Here is an 18,735-nt window from a genome sequence, read left to right on the forward strand (position 1 = left end):
TTTCTATAATTCTATCTAGGTTAAGTTCATTTTCGTCTATAGTATTTACTTTTTCCATAAACTTAACGCCTTCACTTCCATCTTCTAATTTATAATCGAATGGACAAAGAGTAACAAGTCTATTTATACATTCTTTTGATTCAATTTTTTCTTCGTAAATTTCTGAATTATTCAAGTTTATTGTGTTAATAAATGGAGCCCCTTCATTAAAACCAATTAATACTATATTCGTTTTGGCGATAGAATTTTCTTTGTACTTATTAAGACACTCTCTAATAAGGAGTTGAAGTATTTCTTTGGTAAGAACTTCCAAGCCCATAATGGTACTTACTTCCTTAATTGCTGCTTTCATAAACTCGATAGGTGCAGTGCCATTTCCTGTAAAACCAATCAAAGAATTATTTACTTTAATTATTTTTTTGTAATCCTCTTGTATTGATTCTTTATTATCTCCTGTAACCTGTCCATCTGACATGATAGAAGCAAAGTCTTTCGTAATAAATGCTGAAACAAAACTCATTATATTTAGCCTCCTACTGATCCTTTCAGGATTCGATCATTAATTATCAAACGCCTAACTTTTTTTCTATTTCTTCAATTTCGTGATCGATATTTTCAATCGACATTGCTTGTCTTACAGTAATATCGTTTTTAAGAGCATACTTTGAAAGTAATTTTTTTTTTGGTCTAGGAATCAACATTTGTCTTGTTGCTCTTAACTTTCTTAACTTTTTATGTAACTCTAACTCTGTTTCATTGTCTTTGTCAGTGACTGTTTCTTTTGTCTTAAAGAACCCTTTTAACATACTTCAGCACCTCGCTTACTTATCCTTTATGAAAACTAATCTTCATTTGTTCTTGCAAAAGAGATTTCCCTGTACAATCTCATTGCAGGATTCTTTCTTAGCTCTGCTTGCAGCTGCTCGTCTGTTTCGTAAGTGATCATTGTTCCATAACCTTTTTCAAGTTCATTCATTAGTTCTACTAGAGCTAAATTTCTTTTGTATGAACCCTTTTGATTTTTTAGTTTACTAAATTCTGCTTCAATTTCGTTTAACATTCTTTTCATTATTTTTCCTCCTTCAGTTGTGAACCTTTTTGATAATATTATTTTTTAGCTTTTTCATAAGTGTAAATACTGTTTCCCTTGATACGTACACATGATTTTTTACTCTTGATATCCAATTCTTTAAAATTAATTTTAAAGTTTTTTTCCTTAGTTTCTTCAGCAACTTTTGAAGCTATCAAATTTCTTGCTTCTATTTCCGAATCAACTCTTTTCTCGAAATCAACTATCCAGTTTTTTTCATGCCTAACTACCCATAACCCACTGTTAGCTTCTTTTTCTGTCATTCCTGTTAAATATTCCATTCCTTCACGAGTAATAATGTACGTTTTACCAAACTTTCGTATAGTTCCTTCTTTGAACTTTTCAGGATATTTAGATAATTGTTGTCTGACATATCCTTCATCATAACCCCATCGACCACTTGCTTCACTTGCTGACATCAAATCTTCACTGCTTAATTCATACTTTTTAGTCATGTATAATTCCACCTTTTTAGACGAAGAACAAATAAAAGTTGTTCGCCATACTATTACTTGATATAATCACAGTATAGCGAACATTTGCAAGGTGTTTACTAGTTTGTTGTTTGATTATTTGCCGTAATCAAGCAACTCTTTTTATTTGTTTTTTTCAATGCGCTCACCTCATATTCTTTTCTTCCCCTACAAAACTCTTAATAGTCCACCAAATCGTTGTTCAAATAGGCAAGATCCAATTTCTGAAAAATCAGGACAGGATAGATTATACACATAGCATACTTGGGTATAATCTTCTAAATCTTCATGATCCATTTCCCACTCGTCCTCAGTTTTACATACATATAAAAGAGAATACATTATTCCCATGTCAGTTTGAGTTTTAACAATATGATATACTAATCCACCAGATTCAGTTTCAAATTTTTCCACAATTTCTTTTTCCTCATCTGTTAGCCAATTTAATTTTGGAATGTATCTAACCTGATTATTTCCAGATCCAGTATTTATATTAATATTTATAGCGGTTGAACAGTTTAAAATTCCACATTCAAAATCAGTTGTAACATTATCAATTAGCTGCCATTTATTTATCCGTATCAGCCCTTCATGTTTTTGTTTTTCCTTAAAATCCTTCTCTTCGCTTGTATTTTCTCTTGTTTTTTCAATCATGATTAATTCCTCCCAATATAGTTATAAGTTGTATCACTTATAACTATATTGTACACGTTACCGCTTATTCAGTCAATAGTTATGTACGAATTTTTGTCTTTTTATGCAAAAAAAGAAGTGTATTATACACTCCTTTACTGATCCTTTTTGGGAAATAATTAATCTAAATCTCCTAATCCAACATGAAAATGTGTTGGGGCTTGTTTGCTTCCTTCTATTAATATCTCTGTCAACTTCTCTTGAGTCATATTAAGCTCAAAAGCAACGTTCTCAATAATCATACTAGTAAATGTCATTAATGTTCCAATATCCATTTCACTGTGTGTACATTGATAACTACCATTTGATGTATTTAATTCAAAACTTCCAACCATTACATTCTTCCTTTCTGATCCTTTTTGGTACAAAGTCTTTGACTCATTTCAAAGATAATTTGAACATAGAAAATACGATTTATATCTACGTAATAGCGAATAGTACTAACCTTCTTTAGATTTTCACTATCTAGTTCTTCTTGTAACACTGCTCTGTAGAAAGGTAGCTTATGACTAATTTTTTGAATAGCCGCAGGCATTTTCGCCAATATCGTTTTAGTATTTTTATCTTCAAAGAACTGTCTTTCAAATGTTTTCAATTCATAGTCTTCCGACTGGAAAAACAAATCTTGAAAACTAGATTCTAAATTGTCAATTGCTTTTTCAGTTACATCACCATAAAAATTTAATCCTGTAATAATTTTTTAAGGAATTAAATTTGTTAGTAATTTAAGAACTTTATCATTATCAATAAGGGTATTGTCATCTTTATGAAAGCTTGTATAATAGCCATTTACACTCGACAAATTCCTATTGAAATTTGCTCCAATACGACTAGCTAAAATAGCATAGTCGCAATTTTCTTTTAAAAAGTAATTTAACGTTAAAGGAATCTTATGAGGAAAATCACCTTCAGTCATTAATCCTATTCTTATTTTTTTTGATTTATCTGAAGGAATTTGTTTCTCGAAAATATAAATATGATCAGAAACTGAACTTGGATCTATAGATACTGTACTAGGTGTATCTTCAGAATGTTTATCTTGCTTCAGTATGGAAGTATAACCTTTATTGCCTATCAAACTAGTATGTAACCTACCTAAAACAGTTGTTTTCCCTGTGCCTGGTTTACCACTCACTGTAATTACTTTCATAAAGTGAATCTCCTCCCAAATTTAAAATATTTTTAAATTGAATTTTTTCAATTATTGATCCTTTTTAGGAATTCAAATCGTTAATCTTAAAAAACAGTTAACTCTTTCTTTATCATGGATTCAATCTTTTGTATTTCAAGATTTTCTAGAGTGTTCTTCAAACTATTACCCTCATCAGATAATTTTTTATAAGATAGCAGCAACACCCTTATTGATTCATGAGAATTGATTTTGTCGATTTGATAATAAACCGAACTATACAGTTGTAACAGTTTTTCATATTTATTCAGTACATCAAACAGTGTCTGTCTCAATTCCTTACTTGAAAATAGATAATCAATTGAGTCCTTTTTTTCATTCAAATCGTTTTTAAACAATAAAAACTTTCTTCGTTCCTTTATAAAACGATCTGTATTTACTGATTCACAAAGCTCAAACAGTTCGTACAATAGAGCATGATCGGTCACGCTTGCAAACTCCATTTTTATAATCGATAACAAATTCTTACTTCGTTCTTCATACTTAAAAATATCACTGTAAAATTCTTCATTGTCCGTAAAATCACTAAAATGTAGCATAGATTTAGTACTTACAATTGCCTTATACAAAGAAATAACTTCTGATCGTCTGTCAAAAAGAAATTGATTTGAAGAAATTTTGATAGATTTTCTTGTCTGAAATATTCCTATCGCTGCAATAGTAGCTACTACAATTGATATACCCAAAGAAACATATTCTGTCATTCTTTTCCTCCTACAAATCTTTTTTTGTAGAGAATCGTCTTCATTCAAATTTGAATTCGTCTTAGAACCGCTCTCTATTCACCGTTTTTCCTTTTTTCAAGGTATTTATACAGAGTTGTCGGACTAACTCCAGACATTTCTTTTATTTCTCTTAATGAATGCTGCTTTGTATCATATAGCTTTAGTGCTAGCTGAATTTTCTTCTCAGATTTTTTGGGACGTCCACCAACACGCCCTCTTGCTCGTGCGCTTTTAAGTCCTTCATTTGTTCGTTCAACAATTATATCCCGTTCAAATTCTGAAAAAGCTTGAAATACTGTCAACATCAATTTGCCTTGTGGAGTGGACGTATCAAATTTTTCTTTCGCACTGATCACGCTAACTTTCTTCTTAGAGAAAAATTCTACTAGATCAATTAAGTCTCTTGTGCTACGACCTAACCTACTCCAACTTTCAACTACAACCGTGTCACCTTCTCGAACATTTTCTTTTAGCTTATTTAGTTCTGGTCTACTCGCTTTTGTTCCTGTGATTTTTTCTGTATAAATTATGTCACATGAATATTTCTCTAAAATATCCAGTTGTCGATTTAATTCTTGCGATTGAGTAGACACTCTCGCATATCCATATGTGTATTTCACGAAATCACCTCACCTAATTATACCATATACGGTGGTTATTAGAATATAGAATTACGTATAAGTTTAGGTGATATATCGTTAAAACAAAAACCTCTACATAGAGAGATTTTCATTTTTACTTTATTATAAGAATTTACCTATACCTAAAACGAATGTTTTTGGTAATCGCACATTTTAAGAAAACTGACACAATCCGTTTGTGTCAGTTTTCACTGGATCAATTTCGAGAAGAAAGCTGAGTCATTTTTGATCAAGCTTTCGATTTAGTTGATTAACAATTTCTTCTATTTCTAAGAATGGTCCTAAGTAGTAATCTTTCAACATTTTTTTAGGATATACTGAATTCATAAGTAAAACATGTTTTAGATTTTCAAATTCTTTATACACATAATTAGGCACCTCTTTTGAATCAAAAAAAGCGAGATTGCTACTATTTACATTATCAACTGTCTTCCTTAACTCCATAATCTCTTTAGCAGGAAAATCTTCTTCTTTTTCAAGATACATCGATCTGTAATATGCTGCCGCAGTAAAGTTTTTTTCAAACACTTTATATTTCTCAAAAAAACTTGGAAAGGATATCTCCATATTTAATATATTTGCATTTCTAGATAACTCTGCTAACCTAGTCAATTCACGAAGATTTTCTTCTACTTTTTGTTGCGTAGTAGATAATTCTAACTGCTGCTTTGTTAACATATTGATACTATCATTAATTGACGATTGAATTCTTTCTAATTTTTCTTGACGATTATCAAGAATTTGATTTTTAATTCTTATATCTTCTTTGGTTTTTTTAGCTTCATTCTTAGCAACCAAAACTGCCCAAACTAACGGAAATATAATACCCACAACTTGAATAATAATACCTGAATAATCTGGTGACTCAATAGCCTTTATTAGTCTGTTTATCATATCTTCATTCATGACACTCCTTCTTTCTTTTCAAAAATAAAGACTTGCTCAATGGATCTGCCCAATGCATCAGCAACGTCATGCGCTAACAATAAACTAGGAGAAAATTCTGCTCTTTCTAATCGATACATTGTTTGATAAGAGACGTTTACCTTTCTACTTAATTCTGTACGCAACATTCCCTTACTTTCTCGTATTTCTCTTATTCTGTTATTAAATACGTACGGGGCTTCTTTTTCTCGTTTGGGTCTTCGTATTTCCACCACTTAAAATCACCTTGCTACCTATCTTATTCTTACTTTCTAATTCATTTTCTCTTGATCAAAAGCGAATGCTACTCCGTTCGCTTTGACAGCAAAGCCAACACATACTACAACTTCAATTTCTGTATTTTCATGTTTGATTTTTTGTATCGATTTCACATCATAATCATTAAACTCTAGCAGCTGCTTAACTTCATCGATTGTCCATCCATAAAGCTCATTGTTGTATTTATCTTTTAAAAAAACTCGTTTATTCATGATCCCCCTGTACATCGGATTATCTTTTTCCATGTCCCATCGAATAAATTCACTCAATAAGCCCTTTTGATAAGGAGAAAGTTTTGTATGTGGATCATGAGGATAGATACTCCCATCAATAATACCAATTAAAACTTTAAGAAAAGAAGGAGTCACTCTTTCAAACACCATCAAACCAACAAAATAATTCTCATTTACTTCTGATTTTTCAAAAGTAGTTACTATATCTTTTACCATAACCGCTACACTAAGATTTACAAATTCTATTGTGATTGATAGATATCGATCATCTGATAAATCAAAATAGATCGAATTACTTTTTCCAATTTGATTGCTGATTTGATAAACCCTAACACTATTTTTATCTATCTTATAATTTACTGGCCGACCATTTGACTCGATACTAGCTACTAAACATCTAATAATATCGGCTTTAGTCATCGATCCCCAACCTAAAATAGATTGATCAGGAACTCGACCAAACGTTTTTTCAACAGCAAGCAAAACAACTTGTTCTTGATCTAGGGGAAAGGACCAGGTTTTACTACCTGGTAACCATTTTCCTTTCAACTTGTGTGATTCTTCAATAAAATCTGTGTTGTACGGACAACTGACAATGATTTCTCTTTTCGTTTTGGTAATATACATAGCTACCTCATTCCTGATTTCAGTTCTATTGATAGATTAAAAATCTATTTTCATCTTCAGCATCATATTGTTCAGCTTCACTTAAAGGTTCATCTAAATATGCATACACAGTTGCTATCGTCCTATCTGACCTCTTTATACCAAAGTTGCTTCCAGGGAAATCCCAACTACCGTCTCCTATTTGATCATTTGAAAAAGAATCAAAAAATAGTTTTTGAAGTGAGAAGTTTATTTTTCTTTTTAATTCTTTTGAGAAAACTCTTGTAGGTGCAAAAATATCAGCAAAAGGATTTTCGCTTTCACTTTGTTTTTCTGTTTCATCATTAGACATGGTTGGCTTTTCATCATCTGCTAAAAACAGTTCATTGATTTCATTGACTACTTGGTCAACTATTTCTTCGTTCGTCATTTCCCAAATGCATTTGTAACTGAGTTTCTTAACATCAGTAAACGAAGGCTGCACATGCATGATATTTCCTGATAGATTAAACCCCGTTTCAACTAAATCATTAGTTAGGTTTGAACCAACTAAGTAGACTAGTTTAGCTTTTAGCTCATAGTTTGTAAATGGTTCGATATTCTTACAAACATCTGGATTAGAAACTTCAATCGCTCTGTTCATCAATATACTTTCTACAATCGCATCCACGTCTCCGAAAATAATTTTCTTTCTTTTTTGATCTGTCATTTTACTCTCTCCTTTAATAAATATGTATTGGTTCACTACCTGCTAAAACCCATTCCAATGCGTCTATCCTAGCTTTTAGTTCGATAACCTTTTCTTTCCCATCCGTAACTTCTAATATCGTTTCAAGCTGTTGGATCTCTTCTTGAATTTTCTCTTCTGTTTTCATGCTGCCGCCAAATAATTTGATTGATACATCGGTTAGAAGAATCCCATTATCCAAACTAATTTTACCTATATCTACTTTGTTTGTTTCCTTTCCTTTGTAAGTTGGATCTAAACCATTTTGATACCTTTTAAGCATAGTTTCACTAATTTTTTTTTCGATTAAATTAGTCAACTGATATGCTGTATCACTCTGAAGCAATTGGATTATTTTTTGCTTATCCGCTATATTCATAAATTCACCTTTCCTTAACTTGTTAAATATAGTATACCATATTACAGTACGGCACACAACTGTAATATGGTAATTTAGTAAAGAAATTTACACAAAAGTAAAAAATCTGACTCAACGTGCTTATGTAAGATTCTGTTTATTTACACGTATGATTTACAACAAAAAAGTGATCTCACAGCAGCTTGTCATTTTTCTTTTTAAATGGCACGATTCTTATTTCGATAAATGGCATTATCTGTTCTATTAGATTGCTCGAACTATTTGGCATAACTGCCAGAATTTTGATATAATTGGTTCAACACCTCCTTTCAGGGCAGTTGAAGTAGAACACAGCGTTTTTGTTCTAAGAAGGATCAGTTTTATATGTGACAATGAAACCTACTCAAAATAGATGAGTGGGTTTTGTTTATTTTAAGAAATAATCGGAAAACTAAGTGTGCAGAAAATGATGACACTTTATTGAACAGATAGGGAATACCGAAAAAATCAAGACTTCTACCTGTTCAACAGAAATCACTGGTTAAATGAATATACTATTTTCAAAAAAACTTGGATTATAGAAGTGTAATATAACAATTCTTATTTTCCTTCTTCCTTTGTTTACGGATAAATGATATAGTAAAAATAACGTTAGAAATTATAACGTTATTTTTACTTACTATAAGAAAGGAAGTTGTTAAATGAAGAAAAAGAAAAAAATATTATTGGGGATTTTAGTTATGATGTTTTTAAGCATAGGCAGCGTTTGGCAGCCAAAGGCTGTCAGTGCAGCAGATACCATCATTGGAGATGATTATCCAGCAAAATGGAAAAAATATCCTGTGAATTCTGAGATACCAGATTCTTGGGGGATGTATGTTAGACAATGTACTTCTTTTGTTGCAAACCGGTTAAGTGTAGCAAACAAATTTAATATTCCGAGACCACCTGGTAATTGGAATGCAAATGTTTGGGGGGCAAATGCACGTAGTTTGGGTTATAAAGTTGATATGAACCCGAAACGTGGTTCTGTAGCCTATTGGAATGCTAAATATCATGTTGCTTGGGTAGCAGCTGTAGATGGGAATAGAGTTCTTATTGAAGAATACAACTATGATTATAATGGAAACTATAACTCACGTTGGATTAATAAAAACGCTGTAGATGGATATATACATTTTAAAGATATCAAAACAGAAAATTTCCCTCTTATTCCTAATGAAACTAGTATTATGATAAAAGATAAAGCTACTGTTTTTTATGATGGAACAGCTATATCAAGTGCCGATAAAATGAATGGATATATTATAACTGGTTATAAAGATATCCCAGAAAAATATGGCAGTTTAAGAGCATATACTATTAAAGGATCAAATAAATTACTTTATGAAGGGGATGTAGCGATACAAACGAGTCTTTATCCTTACTTAAAAAATGGGACGAGTGTTGTCTTAAAAAAAAATGCTGCACTTGATTCAGATGGAAATGCTATTAGTTCAGAGGATAAAAATAAAGGATATGTGATCGAAAATGTTAAAGATATTAGGAAAAAATGGGATAGTATCAGAATATATAAAGTTCAAGGATTCAATAGATGGTTTTATGAGGGAGATTTAGAAGTACAAACGAGCCCGTATAAAATTATACCTACAGATACTTCTGTGCAAATTAAAGAATCTGCTTATTTCTATTACGGTGGGAAAGACATCAGTAAAGAAGATCGAGATAAAGGCTTAATCATAGAAAATATGAAATATATTCGAAAAGAATGGGACAATATAAGAGTATACAAGGCTCAAGGAATAGATCAATGGTTTTACGAAGGGGACTTAGAAATACAAACGAGTCCTTATCCTTACTTGAAAAATGGGACAAGTGTAGTGTTAAAAGAAAATGCCACACTTGATTCGGATGGAAAGGCTATTAGTTCAGAGGATAAAAATAAAGGATATGTGATCGAAAATGTTAAAGATATTAGGAAAAAATGGGATAGTATCAGAATATATAAAGTTCAAGGATTCAATAGATGGTTTTATGAAGGGGATTTAGAAGTACAAACGAGCCCGTATAAAATTATACCTACAGATACTTCTGTGCAAATTAAAGAATCTGCTTATTTCTATTACGGTGGGAAAGACATCAGTAAAGAAGATCGAGATAAAGGCTTAATCATAGAAAATATGAAATATATTCGAAAAGAATGGGACAATATAAGAGTATACAAGGCTCAAGGAATAGATCAATGGTTTTACGAAGGGGACTTAGAAATACAAACGAGTCCTTATCCTTACTTGAAAAATGGGACAAGTGTAGTGTTAAAAGAAAATGCCACACTTGATTCGGATGGAAAGGCTATTAGTTCAGAGGATAAAAATAAAGGATATGTGATCGAAAATGTTAAAGATATTAGAAAAAAATGGGATAGTATCCGAATATATAAAATTCAAGGATTCAATAGATGGTTTTATGAAGGGGATTTAGAAGTACAAACAAGTTCTTATGAGATTATACCTACAAATACTTCTGTGCAAATTAAAGAATCTGCCTATTTCTATTACGGTGGGAAGGACATTAGTAAAGAAGATCGAGAAAAAGAATTAATGATTGAAGATATGAGATATATTAAAAAAGAATGGAATAGTATCAGAATATATAAGGTTCAAGAATCAGATCAATGGTTCTACGAAAGTGATTTACTGTCCACTCCGCAGTAATTACTACAATTAGTATCATTATGTACAAGTTCAAAATTAATTAAATTAGAAGATGGATTTGCAATTAAAGTTATACTGAAGTAAAAACTAAGTGTCCAGAAAATGACCATTTTCTGGACACTTCTTTTTTTTAAGTATTTTGTTCTAATTTTTTACTATATAGTGTTCAAAAAGCCGTAACAAAATCTATGTTCAATTAATTATGTTGATTGAACATATGGTACAATCAAGTGGAAAGGAGTTGATTATTTTGAATATTGGCTATGCACGAGTATCAACTGGATTACAAAATTTGGATCTTCAGGAAGACAGTCTAAAAAAATATGGCTGTGAAAAAATCTTTACAGATCATTTGAGCGGCTCAAAAAGCAAACGTCCTGGTTTAGAAGCTGCGATCGAGTATGCGCGCGCTGGAGACAAAATTGTTGTATGGCGATTAGATCGTTTAGGGAGAAATATGGAAGATTTAATCTCTTTAGTAAATCGATTAAATGAACAAGGGGTGAGCTTCCATAGCACACAAGAAAATATCACAATGGATAAATCTAGTACTACAGGTCAATTGATTTTTCATTTATTTGCAGCATTTGCGGAATTTGAGCGTAATCTCATTTTAGAACGTTCTGCTGCTGGTAGAGCCGCTGCAAGAGCTAGAGGGCGCTTTGGTGGACGACCAGAAAAATTAACGAAACAAGATTTGGAATTATTGAAAACTTTGGTAGATAATGGAACACCAATTAAAGCAATTGCAGATAAGTGGAATATTTCTCGAACAACTGTCTATCGCTATCTAGAGAAGATGGAGAAAGAGTATGAATAACTTTAAACCTTTGAGCTATTTTACAGATAGTCAGCGAGAAATTGCTGAAAATAAGTATAAAATTATTGAACCTAATATACTGAATGACCATCCTTTATCAATAATATCTTCCGATACTGGTATTCCTTTAAGGACTTTATATAGATGGAAAGAAAAGTATAATGCAAAAGGCTTAAAAGGATTGATTCGGCAGAAAAGATCAGATTTAGGGGATATAAAGGTTGAAAATTATATAAAATCTTTAATCAAGAATTCTCGCTTGAGTAATAGACAAATTAGCATTGCTACAATTCATCGGAAGATCATTTCTCAGTGTGAACAACAAGAGTTAGCAGCTCCTAGCTATCAACAGGTATACAAAATAGTCAAGGAACTCCCAGATTCAATGATTGAATTAGCTCATAATGGTCAGAAACTTTATTCAGAGAAATATGACTTGGTTTATACAAGAGAATCGAAGCGACCAAACGAAATTTGGCAAGCGGATCACACTTTATTAGACATTGAAGTTTTAGACGAAAAAAATAGAATATGTAGACCGTGGCTCTCAATCATTATTGACGACTACAGTAGAGCAGTTGCAGGATATTATATCTCGTTTAAAAATCCGTCAGCAATTAATACAGCACTAATGCTTTACCAGGCTATATGGAGAAAAGAAAATCCCAAATGGCCTGTTTGTGGTATACCTGAAAAGTTCTATACTGATCATGGAAGTGATTTTACATCTAAACAGCTAGAGCAGGTTGCCATTGATTTAAAAATGCAACTTATTTTTTCAAAAATAGGTGTTCCTAGAGGACGTGGTAAAATAGAGCGTTTTTTTCAAAGTGTGAATCAATTACTTTTGGAAAATTTACCTGGATATATTAAAAATCGTAAGTCAGAAACTTTATTAACAATACAAGAACTAGAGCGCAAGCTCGAAGATTTTCTTATTTACAATTACAATCATAGACTTCATACAAGTATTCAAGAAACACCCGTTAACCTCTGGAACGCCTCAGGTTTTTTACCACAAATGCCTGATACTTTGGAAGACTTGGATCTATTATTACTGCATATATCCAAAGCCCGAAAGGTTCATTCAGATGGTATATATTTTCAAGGATTTAAATATATAAATAGTAACTTATCTGCGTATGTAGGTGAATCTGTTCAAATTCGATATAATCCTAAAGATTTAGCAGAGATTCGAGTATTTTTCCAAAATATGTATCTATGTACAGCTATAGCTCCCAACCTATCAAATCTCACTGTTGATCTAAATGATATCGTAGCTGCTAGAAATAAAAGAAGACGTCAGTTAAAAGAAGAATCTGTAGAAATAAACTCAGTGGCACAGACTGTAATAGAAGATAAACTGTCAGAATCAACTATAAAAAATGAAAAATCTAATAAATCCAAAATAAAGAGGTACTTCAATGACTAATACAAAGCAATTTATTGAAACAAAAGAATATAAAAGGTTTGCTGAGTTTTGTGATGCATGTATTAAGTATAAATATATTGGGATTTGTTACGGTACACCAGGCGTAGGTAAAACTTTATCTTCTCGCCATTATACAAATTGGAACATGATAGGTTCGCAGTTAGATTACCAACTACTTTCACAGGTGGGAAAATATGCCACTAAAGAACTAATAGTGGCCAATAAACTCTTTTATACAGCACCTGCTGAGAAAGGTTCAAAAATAAGTGGCGATATTCGTGATCTGGGCTATAAAATGTCTTATGGCAAGTCAATATACCAATCAAAAATAACTGAAAGTGAAATTGAACCTATTCAACTTAGTGAATTCGAAGAAATTGAATTGATTATCATCGATGAAATTGATCGTTTGAAACTACAACATTTAGAACAACTTAGGGACATCTATGATCAGCACAATTTAGCTATGGTATTTATTGGAATGCCTGGTATAGAGAAAAGGTTATCCCGCTACCCACAACTTTATTCTCGAATCGGATTTTCACATGAGTTTGATAAATTAAGTAAAGACGAAACTCATCATACATTAGAATATAAATGGTCAGAATTAGGTATTCCCATAAAATTAGAAGACTTCTCAGATTACGAAGCAATTACTAGCATTGTAAAAATTACCGGTGGGAATTTCCGTTTAATTCATAGACTGTTTACTCAAATTGATCGAATACTCGAAATAAATCAATTAAAGACTATTTCTGTAGAAGTTGTGGAAGCAGCACGAGATAGCCTGGTGATTGGGATAAAATAGAATTGGAGTGAGTAAATGAACGTAGCCTATACATCTATGTACAAAAACGAAAAAAAGAGTTCATTGTTTAAAAATCAATTAGCTGAATTTGATATACAGAAAATATTTGTCGATCTACCTACTAAAGGTACAAGTAAGAAAGAGTTCCAATTAATGTTGGAATGGGTCCAACCTGGGGATAGAATAATTATTGTAAGTCTAAATCACTTAGGAAAAAATTATCGTGAAATTCGTGATCGAGTAATTTCTATCCACTCTAAAAAAGTACACTTAACAGTTATAAATTCTAATTTTTTAAATTTTGAAACTGACAATACTCAATTTAATAAATTAGGATTCCAACTGTTTGTAGATCTGTTGGAAGAGATACCTCGTATAAAGGAAGAATGGAACAGAGAACGACAAATACTAGGCATTCAGCGGGCCAAAGAAAATGGCGTGTATAAAGGGAGACCGACCCTGTACTCTGCCAATTCAAAAAATCTTAAAGCAAGAGCTACTTATTTTCAAGTTAAGGACATGTTGCTAAGTGGCTTTCCAATTACTACTATTGAAAGTATGACAGGTATAACTCGACCGACAATTTATCGAATTAGGCGGGAATTAGAAGAATAACTTGGAAGCTAATTATTAGTTGGCAAATCAACCATAGAATAACTTGTTTATATAAACAGTAAATTATTCTATGGTTAGTTTGCCTTTTATCGAGATAAAAAACATGCCATTTAAAAAGAAAAATGACAAGCTGCACAAGATCACTTTTGACTATACCCTATTTTTACATACTAAATTTTTCTGCTTTATATGATTTACCATAACCTTCATAAAATTTATCTATACTGTCTACAGAGTTATCTGTCATTTTATATACAGATTGGATAAATCTTTTCTTAACTTTTGTCGGAATAGCTTCGTACATATTATATTTTTGTAGGAGTAACTGATATTGGTAGTTTAATAAAAAATTAGTATAGTTTGTTGGGAAATGAAATTTCAGTATGGATAATTCACGATAACTAATTATTAGCTGTTGATAGGGATTAAAATGTTTTTTATCTAATAAGTTAACCACAGAATAACCAGAATGAAAATAATAGTGAATGAACTTCTCTTTAAATAGCTGTCCTTTTTCTATTGTTAACCCACTTAATAAAAAAAATTCATCCCATGAAAGTCTATATTCACTTTCAGGATAAATATAAGTATCCGGATCTGCAAATTTGCTGTATCTTTCTCTTTTTATAGCTATTAGATAGTTTCGACTTCTAAATTTTTTTCTTTTACTATACTTAATCATATTATTTTCCTTTCCAAAGCATAAATTCTATTAACTTGATAAATAAAGCGAAAAAATGCTATAATGAAAACGAAAAGAGAGATATGCTGATAACATATCCCTCTTGTGTAGAACCGTTTAAGACGGTAGCAAATTTAATTTCATATTTAAATGATCGCTAACTTGCCAAAGTTAATGAGCGGTCATTTATTTTTTGTCGTTTTTTAGCAACTTCACAATCAAACTGATTAAAGCAATGGTAAACATACCAAATGCAAAAATCGTCTGAATTGTTTCATATGCAGACAAAAAGGCATTTCCTTTCTAAAGATTTTAGCACTTACATTCATAAGCACCACCACCCCTCAAAGATAGCCACCGTCATAACTTTTCTACTTTGCTATTATAGCATAATTTTCTTCCTAATTCTTTATTGCTTTTCCCGTTAAATAGTCAATAGAGTAGCCATCTTGAACGTTGAAAATATAAACGTTGTAGGCAAATTCATCTGTTTCAACACTTGCTGCTTCCATTTGTACACCACGAGCTACTAACTCATTGTTAATGAAATGAGGCATGACTCGATAACGAACATGATTTCCTGTTAATCGGATATAATCCATGATTTGATTTTCATAGTTCAACATGTGTGGCGTGTTGAATTGCCTGGTACCCGTCATAAGATTTTTCATGTTGTCGTTTTCTCCAGTAAGCTGAAAACCAATCAGATGGCATCTATTGTAGAGCCATTGACCATCTGAAAGTTTCTTTTGTCTCCAACCTGTAGGCTTAATAGTTAGCGGCTCTCTTTCTTCAGTTGGAAATGATTCTTTTCCTATCAAGGCATTGGCCACACCGACACGATTCAACTGATCCAAATCTGAAAAAGAGTGCCATACACCTTTTGATAAATCTAAATCAGTGTCAGTAAATGTTGGCTGATTACTATTAAGTACAATCTCTTGATTTATGCCGTCATACTCTACAGGGAAATCACTTGAATAAGAATTTTCTTGTTGAGAAACTTCTGTTGAATCCAATGAACTGTTGCTTGTAAGTTCAATAGAATCTAACTGCCTACTACAACCAATCAACAAAAAAAAGAAAGCTGCTAGTATAGACAGCTTCCTGAGTGTAAATTTATTTTTCATTTTCTTTCCTCACATTCTTACTATATTTTCGGTTTTAAATTCTTTTCTTGTTCTTCCTTTTGAGATTGAATTGCTTGAATTTCATGGAGTTTGTCTATCTCATTTCGAGTATTTTCTAGCTTACTCTCTAGTAACGATTGGCTCAATGTAATAGATTCTATTTCCCCTTGAACATCTTCAAAAGTGAACTCTGAAAGTGTCGCATCTGTGAGTATTTCATGAAGTTGCTTCTGTATCTCTTCTGTATCACCTTGCGTTTCTTTCTCCAGTAATAACTTACCTAAATTATTTAACTCAATGATTTTCTCGTCTAAGTGATCTAACGTTTCTTCGGCTTCTGAAAAAGCAGCTATCAGTTTTTCTTCCAACGTGTTGAGTTGACGTGTCCCTTCAATTTTATGCTCGGCCAAGAAATTGATCGCATCTACAAGCTGATCAATCGTTCGCATGACAGGCTCTTTCTTTAATGGTGTTGTCCCATTATAGAGGCGTAATTGTCTTATCAAAGAAGTACCCGTCAAATATTTACTGTCACTCGACGATTTATCATTCATGAAGTAAAAATAGTCATTACGCTTCACATAAATGTTGAAATTACCATCTTCTAAAGGGTCTACCTTGTATCCTCCAATAAATAATTTCCCATGATTGCCGAATCCATAATCAATATTCAGATAATATCCTCGTTCCGTTTTGTGTGAGACTTGCCAGGGCTCTATTGTTAATTGATAGTCAAAATCATTCTCGTTTTTTGTCTCAACTTCTTCATAGCGAGTAACTACATCCTCAACACTAAATATCGTTGTATTTTCTTTCAATCGTTCAACGATCGCTTCATAGTTGTAACGATAAGGATTTTTTTTCGATAAGCTTCGGCCTCTCGTATTTCTTAACTGCGGTTCATCTAATAATTTATAGGTTGACCACTTTTTAGAAAAATCAACGGATAGATTTAACGCACTTGCCTTCTGAAGAAAGTCGTCAATCGACGAACTATGCTCTAGCAAAAAATCAATTCTCGATTTTATTTTCTGTTTAAATAATGATTCTGTTTGCCACTTTGTATATTTTGTATGAGTTTGTCTTGGTGATTTTTCGATAATTTTTGCGCCTTCTTTTGCTGCAATCTTATCGGATATTTGTTCATAAACTCGTTTCGTTCCTTTCTGCCATCGAAAGGCTTTTCCTGTTTTTAAATTTGTTGAGTTGAACAAAATATGATTATGAATATGCTCTTTGTCTACATGAGTCGCAATCACAAATTCATAGTCGCCACCTGTTAATTCCATGACAGTGTTATACCCAATCTCATGTATTTTTTCAGGAGACAAATTATCATCTGGTGAGAACGATTGGATCAAGTGGTGAGCCAGTACCGCATTTTTTCGTTCTAATTCTGTTAGTGACGGTGGGACAAGTTTGTTTGTTTTTAGATCAAGTGTATAGCCTTTTTTTTGTTGAAAAGCCGTTCTCAATTTTGTGAATTTGAATTCTTCATAAGCATTTGTTGGATCGATAATGCCATGCCCTGAGACCAATTGTTTCATGTTTGTTTTCTCATCATTTGCAATATATTGAAATAAATGTGCAAGGTGATCATGTGTGTCTTCATTCGTAACAATTGTTTTTTCCGCATTTTCAATGTAGCCACATGCGTTATTCAGTTTATCAAATGTATGGATCACAAAATGTTTTGTGTACACCATTTACGTCCGCTCCTTTAGTTTGATCAACGTTGCGAGGTTGGACTGAACGGTCTCCGTTAAAGCTGTTAATTCATTTTTTAATTGTTGAATGTCAGTACTCGAAATTTCGTTGAACTGATTGGCCAGTCGGGTCACTTGATTGATATTGATCCCAATTTTATGAACCTCCATCGTCAATTGTTTCAGCTCTGAATAATCAATGTGTCGTACTTCTCCTTGAATCAACATGTGTAGTGCAAAGTTTTGAAAGTTAGGAAAGAAACTCTCCTCAACTTTTTTATTTATTAATCTATTTTCTTCTTTCGAGAAACGGATAATCCGTTGAATTGGACGTCGCAACTTCTTCTTTGTTTCCATAGTACATTCACCTTCTTTGCATTTCCTATTTGAGTTGCCTTAGTTGACACCTCCCAAATACCAGGGGTAGACTTTCTTTTTGCAAGCGGAGCAACATGCTAGCATGTTGCGATATTTTAAAAGCCACCTACCTAAAAAGCAGGTAGGTGGCTCTTAAATTTTTGGGGTCTCCCCCAATCCCCGTTTCTATCTTTGACTTTTATTGACCTATTTTCATACTATTTGAGTGCTTATGATATATAAGGCTGCAACAATTCATCCACAAAATTCGTGTACTCCTCTTTTCCACGTAACTTACGAAGAGTTTTTGCGGCTTCTTTGTAGGGTTCTAAATCAATATCTGTTTCAATTTCTTCTAAATCATGGATCAGTGTGTCCAACTCTTTCAATACTGTTCCTTTTCTTTTTTCTCTCTTCTTTGAGTGAATACGTGGGACTTCACTTGTTGGATCATCCAAGAAAAATTGTGCAATAATAAACTTGCTTTCATCGGTTAGATTGTCCATTTGTTGGCGCTCCTTTCGTCAATTCTT

General features: G+C 32.3%; 26 protein-coding genes. 5 read left to right on the forward strand and 21 right to left on the reverse strand.

Going from position 1 to position 18,735, the window contains the following annotated elements; genetic code table 11:
* The 15 genes from IGJ50_RS16710 to IGJ50_RS16780 all read right to left on the reverse strand — a co-directional run.
* The coding region (locus tag IGJ50_RS16710) for a hypothetical protein (RefSeq protein WP_429951559.1) at window positions 1-520 on the reverse strand (520 nt) is incomplete at its 3' end.
* A 46-nt stretch (window positions 521-566) separates the two neighbouring features.
* Window positions 567-806 carry a hypothetical protein gene (locus IGJ50_RS16715; protein WP_429951561.1) on the reverse strand — a complete coding sequence of 80 codons (240 nt, stop codon included), beginning with the start codon at window positions 804-806 and terminating at the stop codon, window positions 567-569.
* A gap of 35 nt (window positions 807-841) precedes the next feature.
* A complete protein-coding gene (locus tag IGJ50_RS16720; protein ID WP_429951564.1) occupies window positions 842-1,069 on the reverse strand; it encodes a hypothetical protein in 228 nt (75 codons plus the stop codon).
* A 38-nt stretch (window positions 1,070-1,107) separates the two neighbouring features.
* Window positions 1,108-1,545, reverse strand: a complete 438-nt coding sequence (locus IGJ50_RS16725) for a helix-turn-helix domain-containing protein (RefSeq protein ID WP_429951567.1) — start codon at window positions 1,543-1,545, stop codon at window positions 1,108-1,110.
* Between the two features lie 186 nt (window positions 1,546-1,731).
* Window positions 1,732-2,217, reverse strand: a complete 486-nt coding sequence (locus IGJ50_RS16730) for a hypothetical protein (RefSeq protein ID WP_429951569.1) — start codon at window positions 2,215-2,217, stop codon at window positions 1,732-1,734.
* Between the two features lie 158 nt (window positions 2,218-2,375).
* Window positions 2,376-2,591: a hypothetical protein gene (locus IGJ50_RS16735; RefSeq protein WP_429951571.1), complete on the reverse strand. Its 216-nt coding sequence runs from the start codon at window positions 2,589-2,591 to the stop codon at window positions 2,376-2,378.
* Window positions 2,591-2,851, reverse strand: coding sequence for a hypothetical protein (locus IGJ50_RS16740; RefSeq protein WP_429951573.1), 261 nt, complete (start codon window positions 2,849-2,851; stop codon window positions 2,591-2,593). Before IGJ50_RS16740 ends, IGJ50_RS16735 begins: the two co-directional genes overlap by 1 nt.
* 105 nt (window positions 2,852-2,956) lie before the next feature.
* Entirely contained in the window at window positions 2,957-3,406 is a 450-nt protein-coding gene (locus IGJ50_RS16745; RefSeq protein ID WP_429951575.1) for a hypothetical protein, read from the reverse strand.
* Between the two features lie 86 nt (window positions 3,407-3,492).
* On the reverse strand, window positions 3,493-4,149 hold the full coding sequence (locus IGJ50_RS16750; RefSeq protein ID WP_429951578.1) for a hypothetical protein: 657 nt from the start codon (window positions 4,147-4,149) through the stop codon (window positions 3,493-3,495).
* 74 nt (window positions 4,150-4,223) lie between these two features.
* The gene (locus IGJ50_RS16755) at window positions 4,224-4,790 is read right to left on the reverse strand and encodes a recombinase family protein (protein WP_429951580.1); all 567 of its coding nucleotides are present in this window, start codon (window positions 4,788-4,790) and stop codon (window positions 4,224-4,226) included.
* 240 nt (window positions 4,791-5,030) lie between these two features.
* Entirely contained in the window at window positions 5,031-5,717 is a 687-nt protein-coding gene (locus tag IGJ50_RS16760) for a hypothetical protein (RefSeq protein WP_429951582.1), read from the reverse strand.
* Complete coding sequence (locus IGJ50_RS16765) at window positions 5,714-5,968, reverse strand: helix-turn-helix transcriptional regulator (protein ID WP_429951584.1); 255 nt, start codon at window positions 5,966-5,968, stop codon at window positions 5,714-5,716. The genes IGJ50_RS16760 and IGJ50_RS16765 overlap by 4 nt, the downstream gene beginning before the upstream one ends.
* Before the next feature lie 39 nt (window positions 5,969-6,007).
* Window positions 6,008-6,874 carry a hypothetical protein gene (locus tag IGJ50_RS16770; RefSeq protein WP_429951587.1) on the reverse strand — a complete coding sequence of 289 codons (867 nt, stop codon included), beginning with the start codon at window positions 6,872-6,874 and terminating at the stop codon, window positions 6,008-6,010.
* 25 nt (window positions 6,875-6,899) lie between these two features.
* Window positions 6,900-7,562: a hypothetical protein gene (locus tag IGJ50_RS16775; RefSeq protein WP_429951589.1), complete on the reverse strand. Its 663-nt coding sequence runs from the start codon at window positions 7,560-7,562 to the stop codon at window positions 6,900-6,902.
* 13 nt (window positions 7,563-7,575) lie between these two features.
* Window positions 7,576-7,959, reverse strand: a complete 384-nt coding sequence (locus IGJ50_RS16780; protein ID WP_429951591.1) for a hypothetical protein — start codon at window positions 7,957-7,959, stop codon at window positions 7,576-7,578.
* A gap of 680 nt (window positions 7,960-8,639) precedes the next feature.
* On the opposite strand from IGJ50_RS16780, the gene IGJ50_RS16785 reads away from it, so the two are divergent.
* From IGJ50_RS16785 to IGJ50_RS16805, 5 genes are all read left to right on the forward strand, one after another.
* Entirely contained in the window at window positions 8,640-10,652 is a 2,013-nt protein-coding gene (locus tag IGJ50_RS16785; protein ID WP_429951593.1) for a CHAP domain-containing protein, read from the forward strand.
* A gap of 241 nt (window positions 10,653-10,893) precedes the next feature.
* Window positions 10,894-11,472, forward strand: coding sequence for a recombinase family protein (locus IGJ50_RS16790; protein ID WP_429951685.1), 579 nt, complete (start codon window positions 10,894-10,896; stop codon window positions 11,470-11,472).
* Complete coding sequence (locus IGJ50_RS16795) at window positions 11,465-12,904, forward strand: Mu transposase C-terminal domain-containing protein (RefSeq protein ID WP_429951595.1); 1,440 nt, start codon at window positions 11,465-11,467, stop codon at window positions 12,902-12,904. Before IGJ50_RS16790 ends, IGJ50_RS16795 begins: the two co-directional genes overlap by 8 nt.
* The gene (locus IGJ50_RS16800) at window positions 12,897-13,712 is read left to right on the forward strand and encodes an AAA family ATPase (RefSeq protein ID WP_429951597.1); all 816 of its coding nucleotides are present in this window, start codon (window positions 12,897-12,899) and stop codon (window positions 13,710-13,712) included. Before IGJ50_RS16795 ends, IGJ50_RS16800 begins: the two co-directional genes overlap by 8 nt.
* Before the next feature lie 15 nt (window positions 13,713-13,727).
* Window positions 13,728-14,327 carry a recombinase family protein gene (locus IGJ50_RS16805; RefSeq protein WP_429951599.1) on the forward strand — a complete coding sequence of 200 codons (600 nt, stop codon included), beginning with the start codon at window positions 13,728-13,730 and terminating at the stop codon, window positions 14,325-14,327.
* Between the two features lie 163 nt (window positions 14,328-14,490).
* On the opposite strand, the gene IGJ50_RS16810 is transcribed toward IGJ50_RS16805, so the two are convergent.
* From IGJ50_RS16810 to IGJ50_RS16835, 6 genes are all read right to left on the reverse strand, one after another.
* Complete coding sequence (locus IGJ50_RS16810; protein ID WP_429951601.1) at window positions 14,491-15,009, reverse strand: hypothetical protein; 519 nt, start codon at window positions 15,007-15,009, stop codon at window positions 14,491-14,493.
* A gap of 186 nt (window positions 15,010-15,195) precedes the next feature.
* The gene (locus IGJ50_RS16815) at window positions 15,196-15,297 is read right to left on the reverse strand and encodes a putative holin-like toxin (protein ID WP_069653760.1); all 102 of its coding nucleotides are present in this window, start codon (window positions 15,295-15,297) and stop codon (window positions 15,196-15,198) included.
* A 113-nt stretch (window positions 15,298-15,410) separates the two neighbouring features.
* Window positions 15,411-16,139, reverse strand: coding sequence for a DNA/RNA non-specific endonuclease (locus tag IGJ50_RS16820; protein WP_429951604.1), 729 nt, complete (start codon window positions 16,137-16,139; stop codon window positions 15,411-15,413).
* Between the two features lie 20 nt (window positions 16,140-16,159).
* A complete protein-coding gene (locus tag IGJ50_RS16825; protein ID WP_429951606.1) occupies window positions 16,160-17,845 on the reverse strand; it encodes a relaxase/mobilization nuclease domain-containing protein in 1,686 nt (561 codons plus the stop codon).
* Window positions 17,846-18,202: a plasmid mobilization relaxosome protein MobC gene (gene mobC, locus IGJ50_RS16830; RefSeq protein WP_429951609.1), complete on the reverse strand. Its 357-nt coding sequence runs from the start codon at window positions 18,200-18,202 to the stop codon at window positions 17,846-17,848.
* Between the two features lie 230 nt (window positions 18,203-18,432).
* Window positions 18,433-18,708, reverse strand: a complete 276-nt coding sequence (locus tag IGJ50_RS16835) for an LtrD (RefSeq protein ID WP_429951611.1) — start codon at window positions 18,706-18,708, stop codon at window positions 18,433-18,435.
* Window positions 18,709-18,735 lie beyond the last annotated feature (27 nt).

This window comes from Enterococcus sp. AZ101, assembly GCF_050499005.1.
GTDB classification, from domain to species: domain Bacteria; phylum Bacillota; class Bacilli; order Lactobacillales; family Enterococcaceae; genus Enterococcus_L; species Enterococcus_L ureilyticus.

Bases quoted from the DNA above. Each gene is read 5' to 3' on its own strand.
- IGJ50_RS16770 (WP_429951587.1), bottom strand. From the start codon at position 6,874: ATGTATATTACCAAAACGAAAAGAGAAATCATTGTCAGTTGTCCGTAC.
- IGJ50_RS16795 (WP_429951595.1), top strand. From the start codon at position 11,465: ATGAATAACTTTAAACCTTTGAGCTATTTTACAGATAGTCAGCGAGAA.
- IGJ50_RS16800 (WP_429951597.1), top strand. From the start codon at position 12,897: ATGACTAATACAAAGCAATTTATTGAAACAAAAGAATATAAAAGGTTT.
- IGJ50_RS16725 (WP_429951567.1), bottom strand. From the start codon at position 1,545: ATGACTAAAAAGTATGAATTAAGCAGTGAAGATTTGATGTCAGCAAGT.
- IGJ50_RS16775 (WP_429951589.1), bottom strand. From the start codon at position 7,562: ATGACAGATCAAAAAAGAAAGAAAATTATTTTCGGAGACGTGGATGCG.
- IGJ50_RS16715 (WP_429951561.1), bottom strand. From the start codon at position 806: ATGTTAAAAGGGTTCTTTAAGACAAAAGAAACAGTCACTGACAAAGAC.
- IGJ50_RS16780 (WP_429951591.1), bottom strand. From the start codon at position 7,959: ATGAATATAGCGGATAAGCAAAAAATAATCCAATTGCTTCAGAGTGAT.
- IGJ50_RS16760 (WP_429951582.1), bottom strand. From the start codon at position 5,717: ATGAATGAAGATATGATAAACAGACTAATAAAGGCTATTGAGTCACCA.
- IGJ50_RS16750 (WP_429951578.1), bottom strand. From the start codon at position 4,149: ATGACAGAATATGTTTCTTTGGGTATATCAATTGTAGTAGCTACTATT.
- IGJ50_RS16820 (WP_429951604.1), bottom strand. From the start codon at position 16,139: ATGAAAAATAAATTTACACTCAGGAAGCTGTCTATACTAGCAGCTTTC.
- mobC (WP_429951609.1), bottom strand. From the start codon at position 18,202: ATGGAAACAAAGAAGAAGTTGCGACGTCCAATTCAACGGATTATCCGT.
- IGJ50_RS16785 (WP_429951593.1), top strand. From the start codon at position 8,640: ATGAAGAAAAAGAAAAAAATATTATTGGGGATTTTAGTTATGATGTTT.
- IGJ50_RS16735 (WP_429951571.1), bottom strand. From the start codon at position 2,591: ATGGTTGGAAGTTTTGAATTAAATACATCAAATGGTAGTTATCAATGT.
- IGJ50_RS16720 (WP_429951564.1), bottom strand. From the start codon at position 1,069: ATGAAAAGAATGTTAAACGAAATTGAAGCAGAATTTAGTAAACTAAAA.
- IGJ50_RS16835 (WP_429951611.1), bottom strand. From the start codon at position 18,708: ATGGACAATCTAACCGATGAAAGCAAGTTTATTATTGCACAATTTTTC.
- IGJ50_RS16805 (WP_429951599.1), top strand. From the start codon at position 13,728: ATGAACGTAGCCTATACATCTATGTACAAAAACGAAAAAAAGAGTTCA.
- IGJ50_RS16730 (WP_429951569.1), bottom strand. From the start codon at position 2,217: ATGATTGAAAAAACAAGAGAAAATACAAGCGAAGAGAAGGATTTTAAG.
- IGJ50_RS16810 (WP_429951601.1), bottom strand. From the start codon at position 15,009: ATGATTAAGTATAGTAAAAGAAAAAAATTTAGAAGTCGAAACTATCTA.
- IGJ50_RS16825 (WP_429951606.1), bottom strand. From the start codon at position 17,845: ATGGTGTACACAAAACATTTTGTGATCCATACATTTGATAAACTGAAT.
- IGJ50_RS16745 (WP_429951575.1), bottom strand. From the start codon at position 3,406: ATGAAAGTAATTACAGTGAGTGGTAAACCAGGCACAGGGAAAACAACT.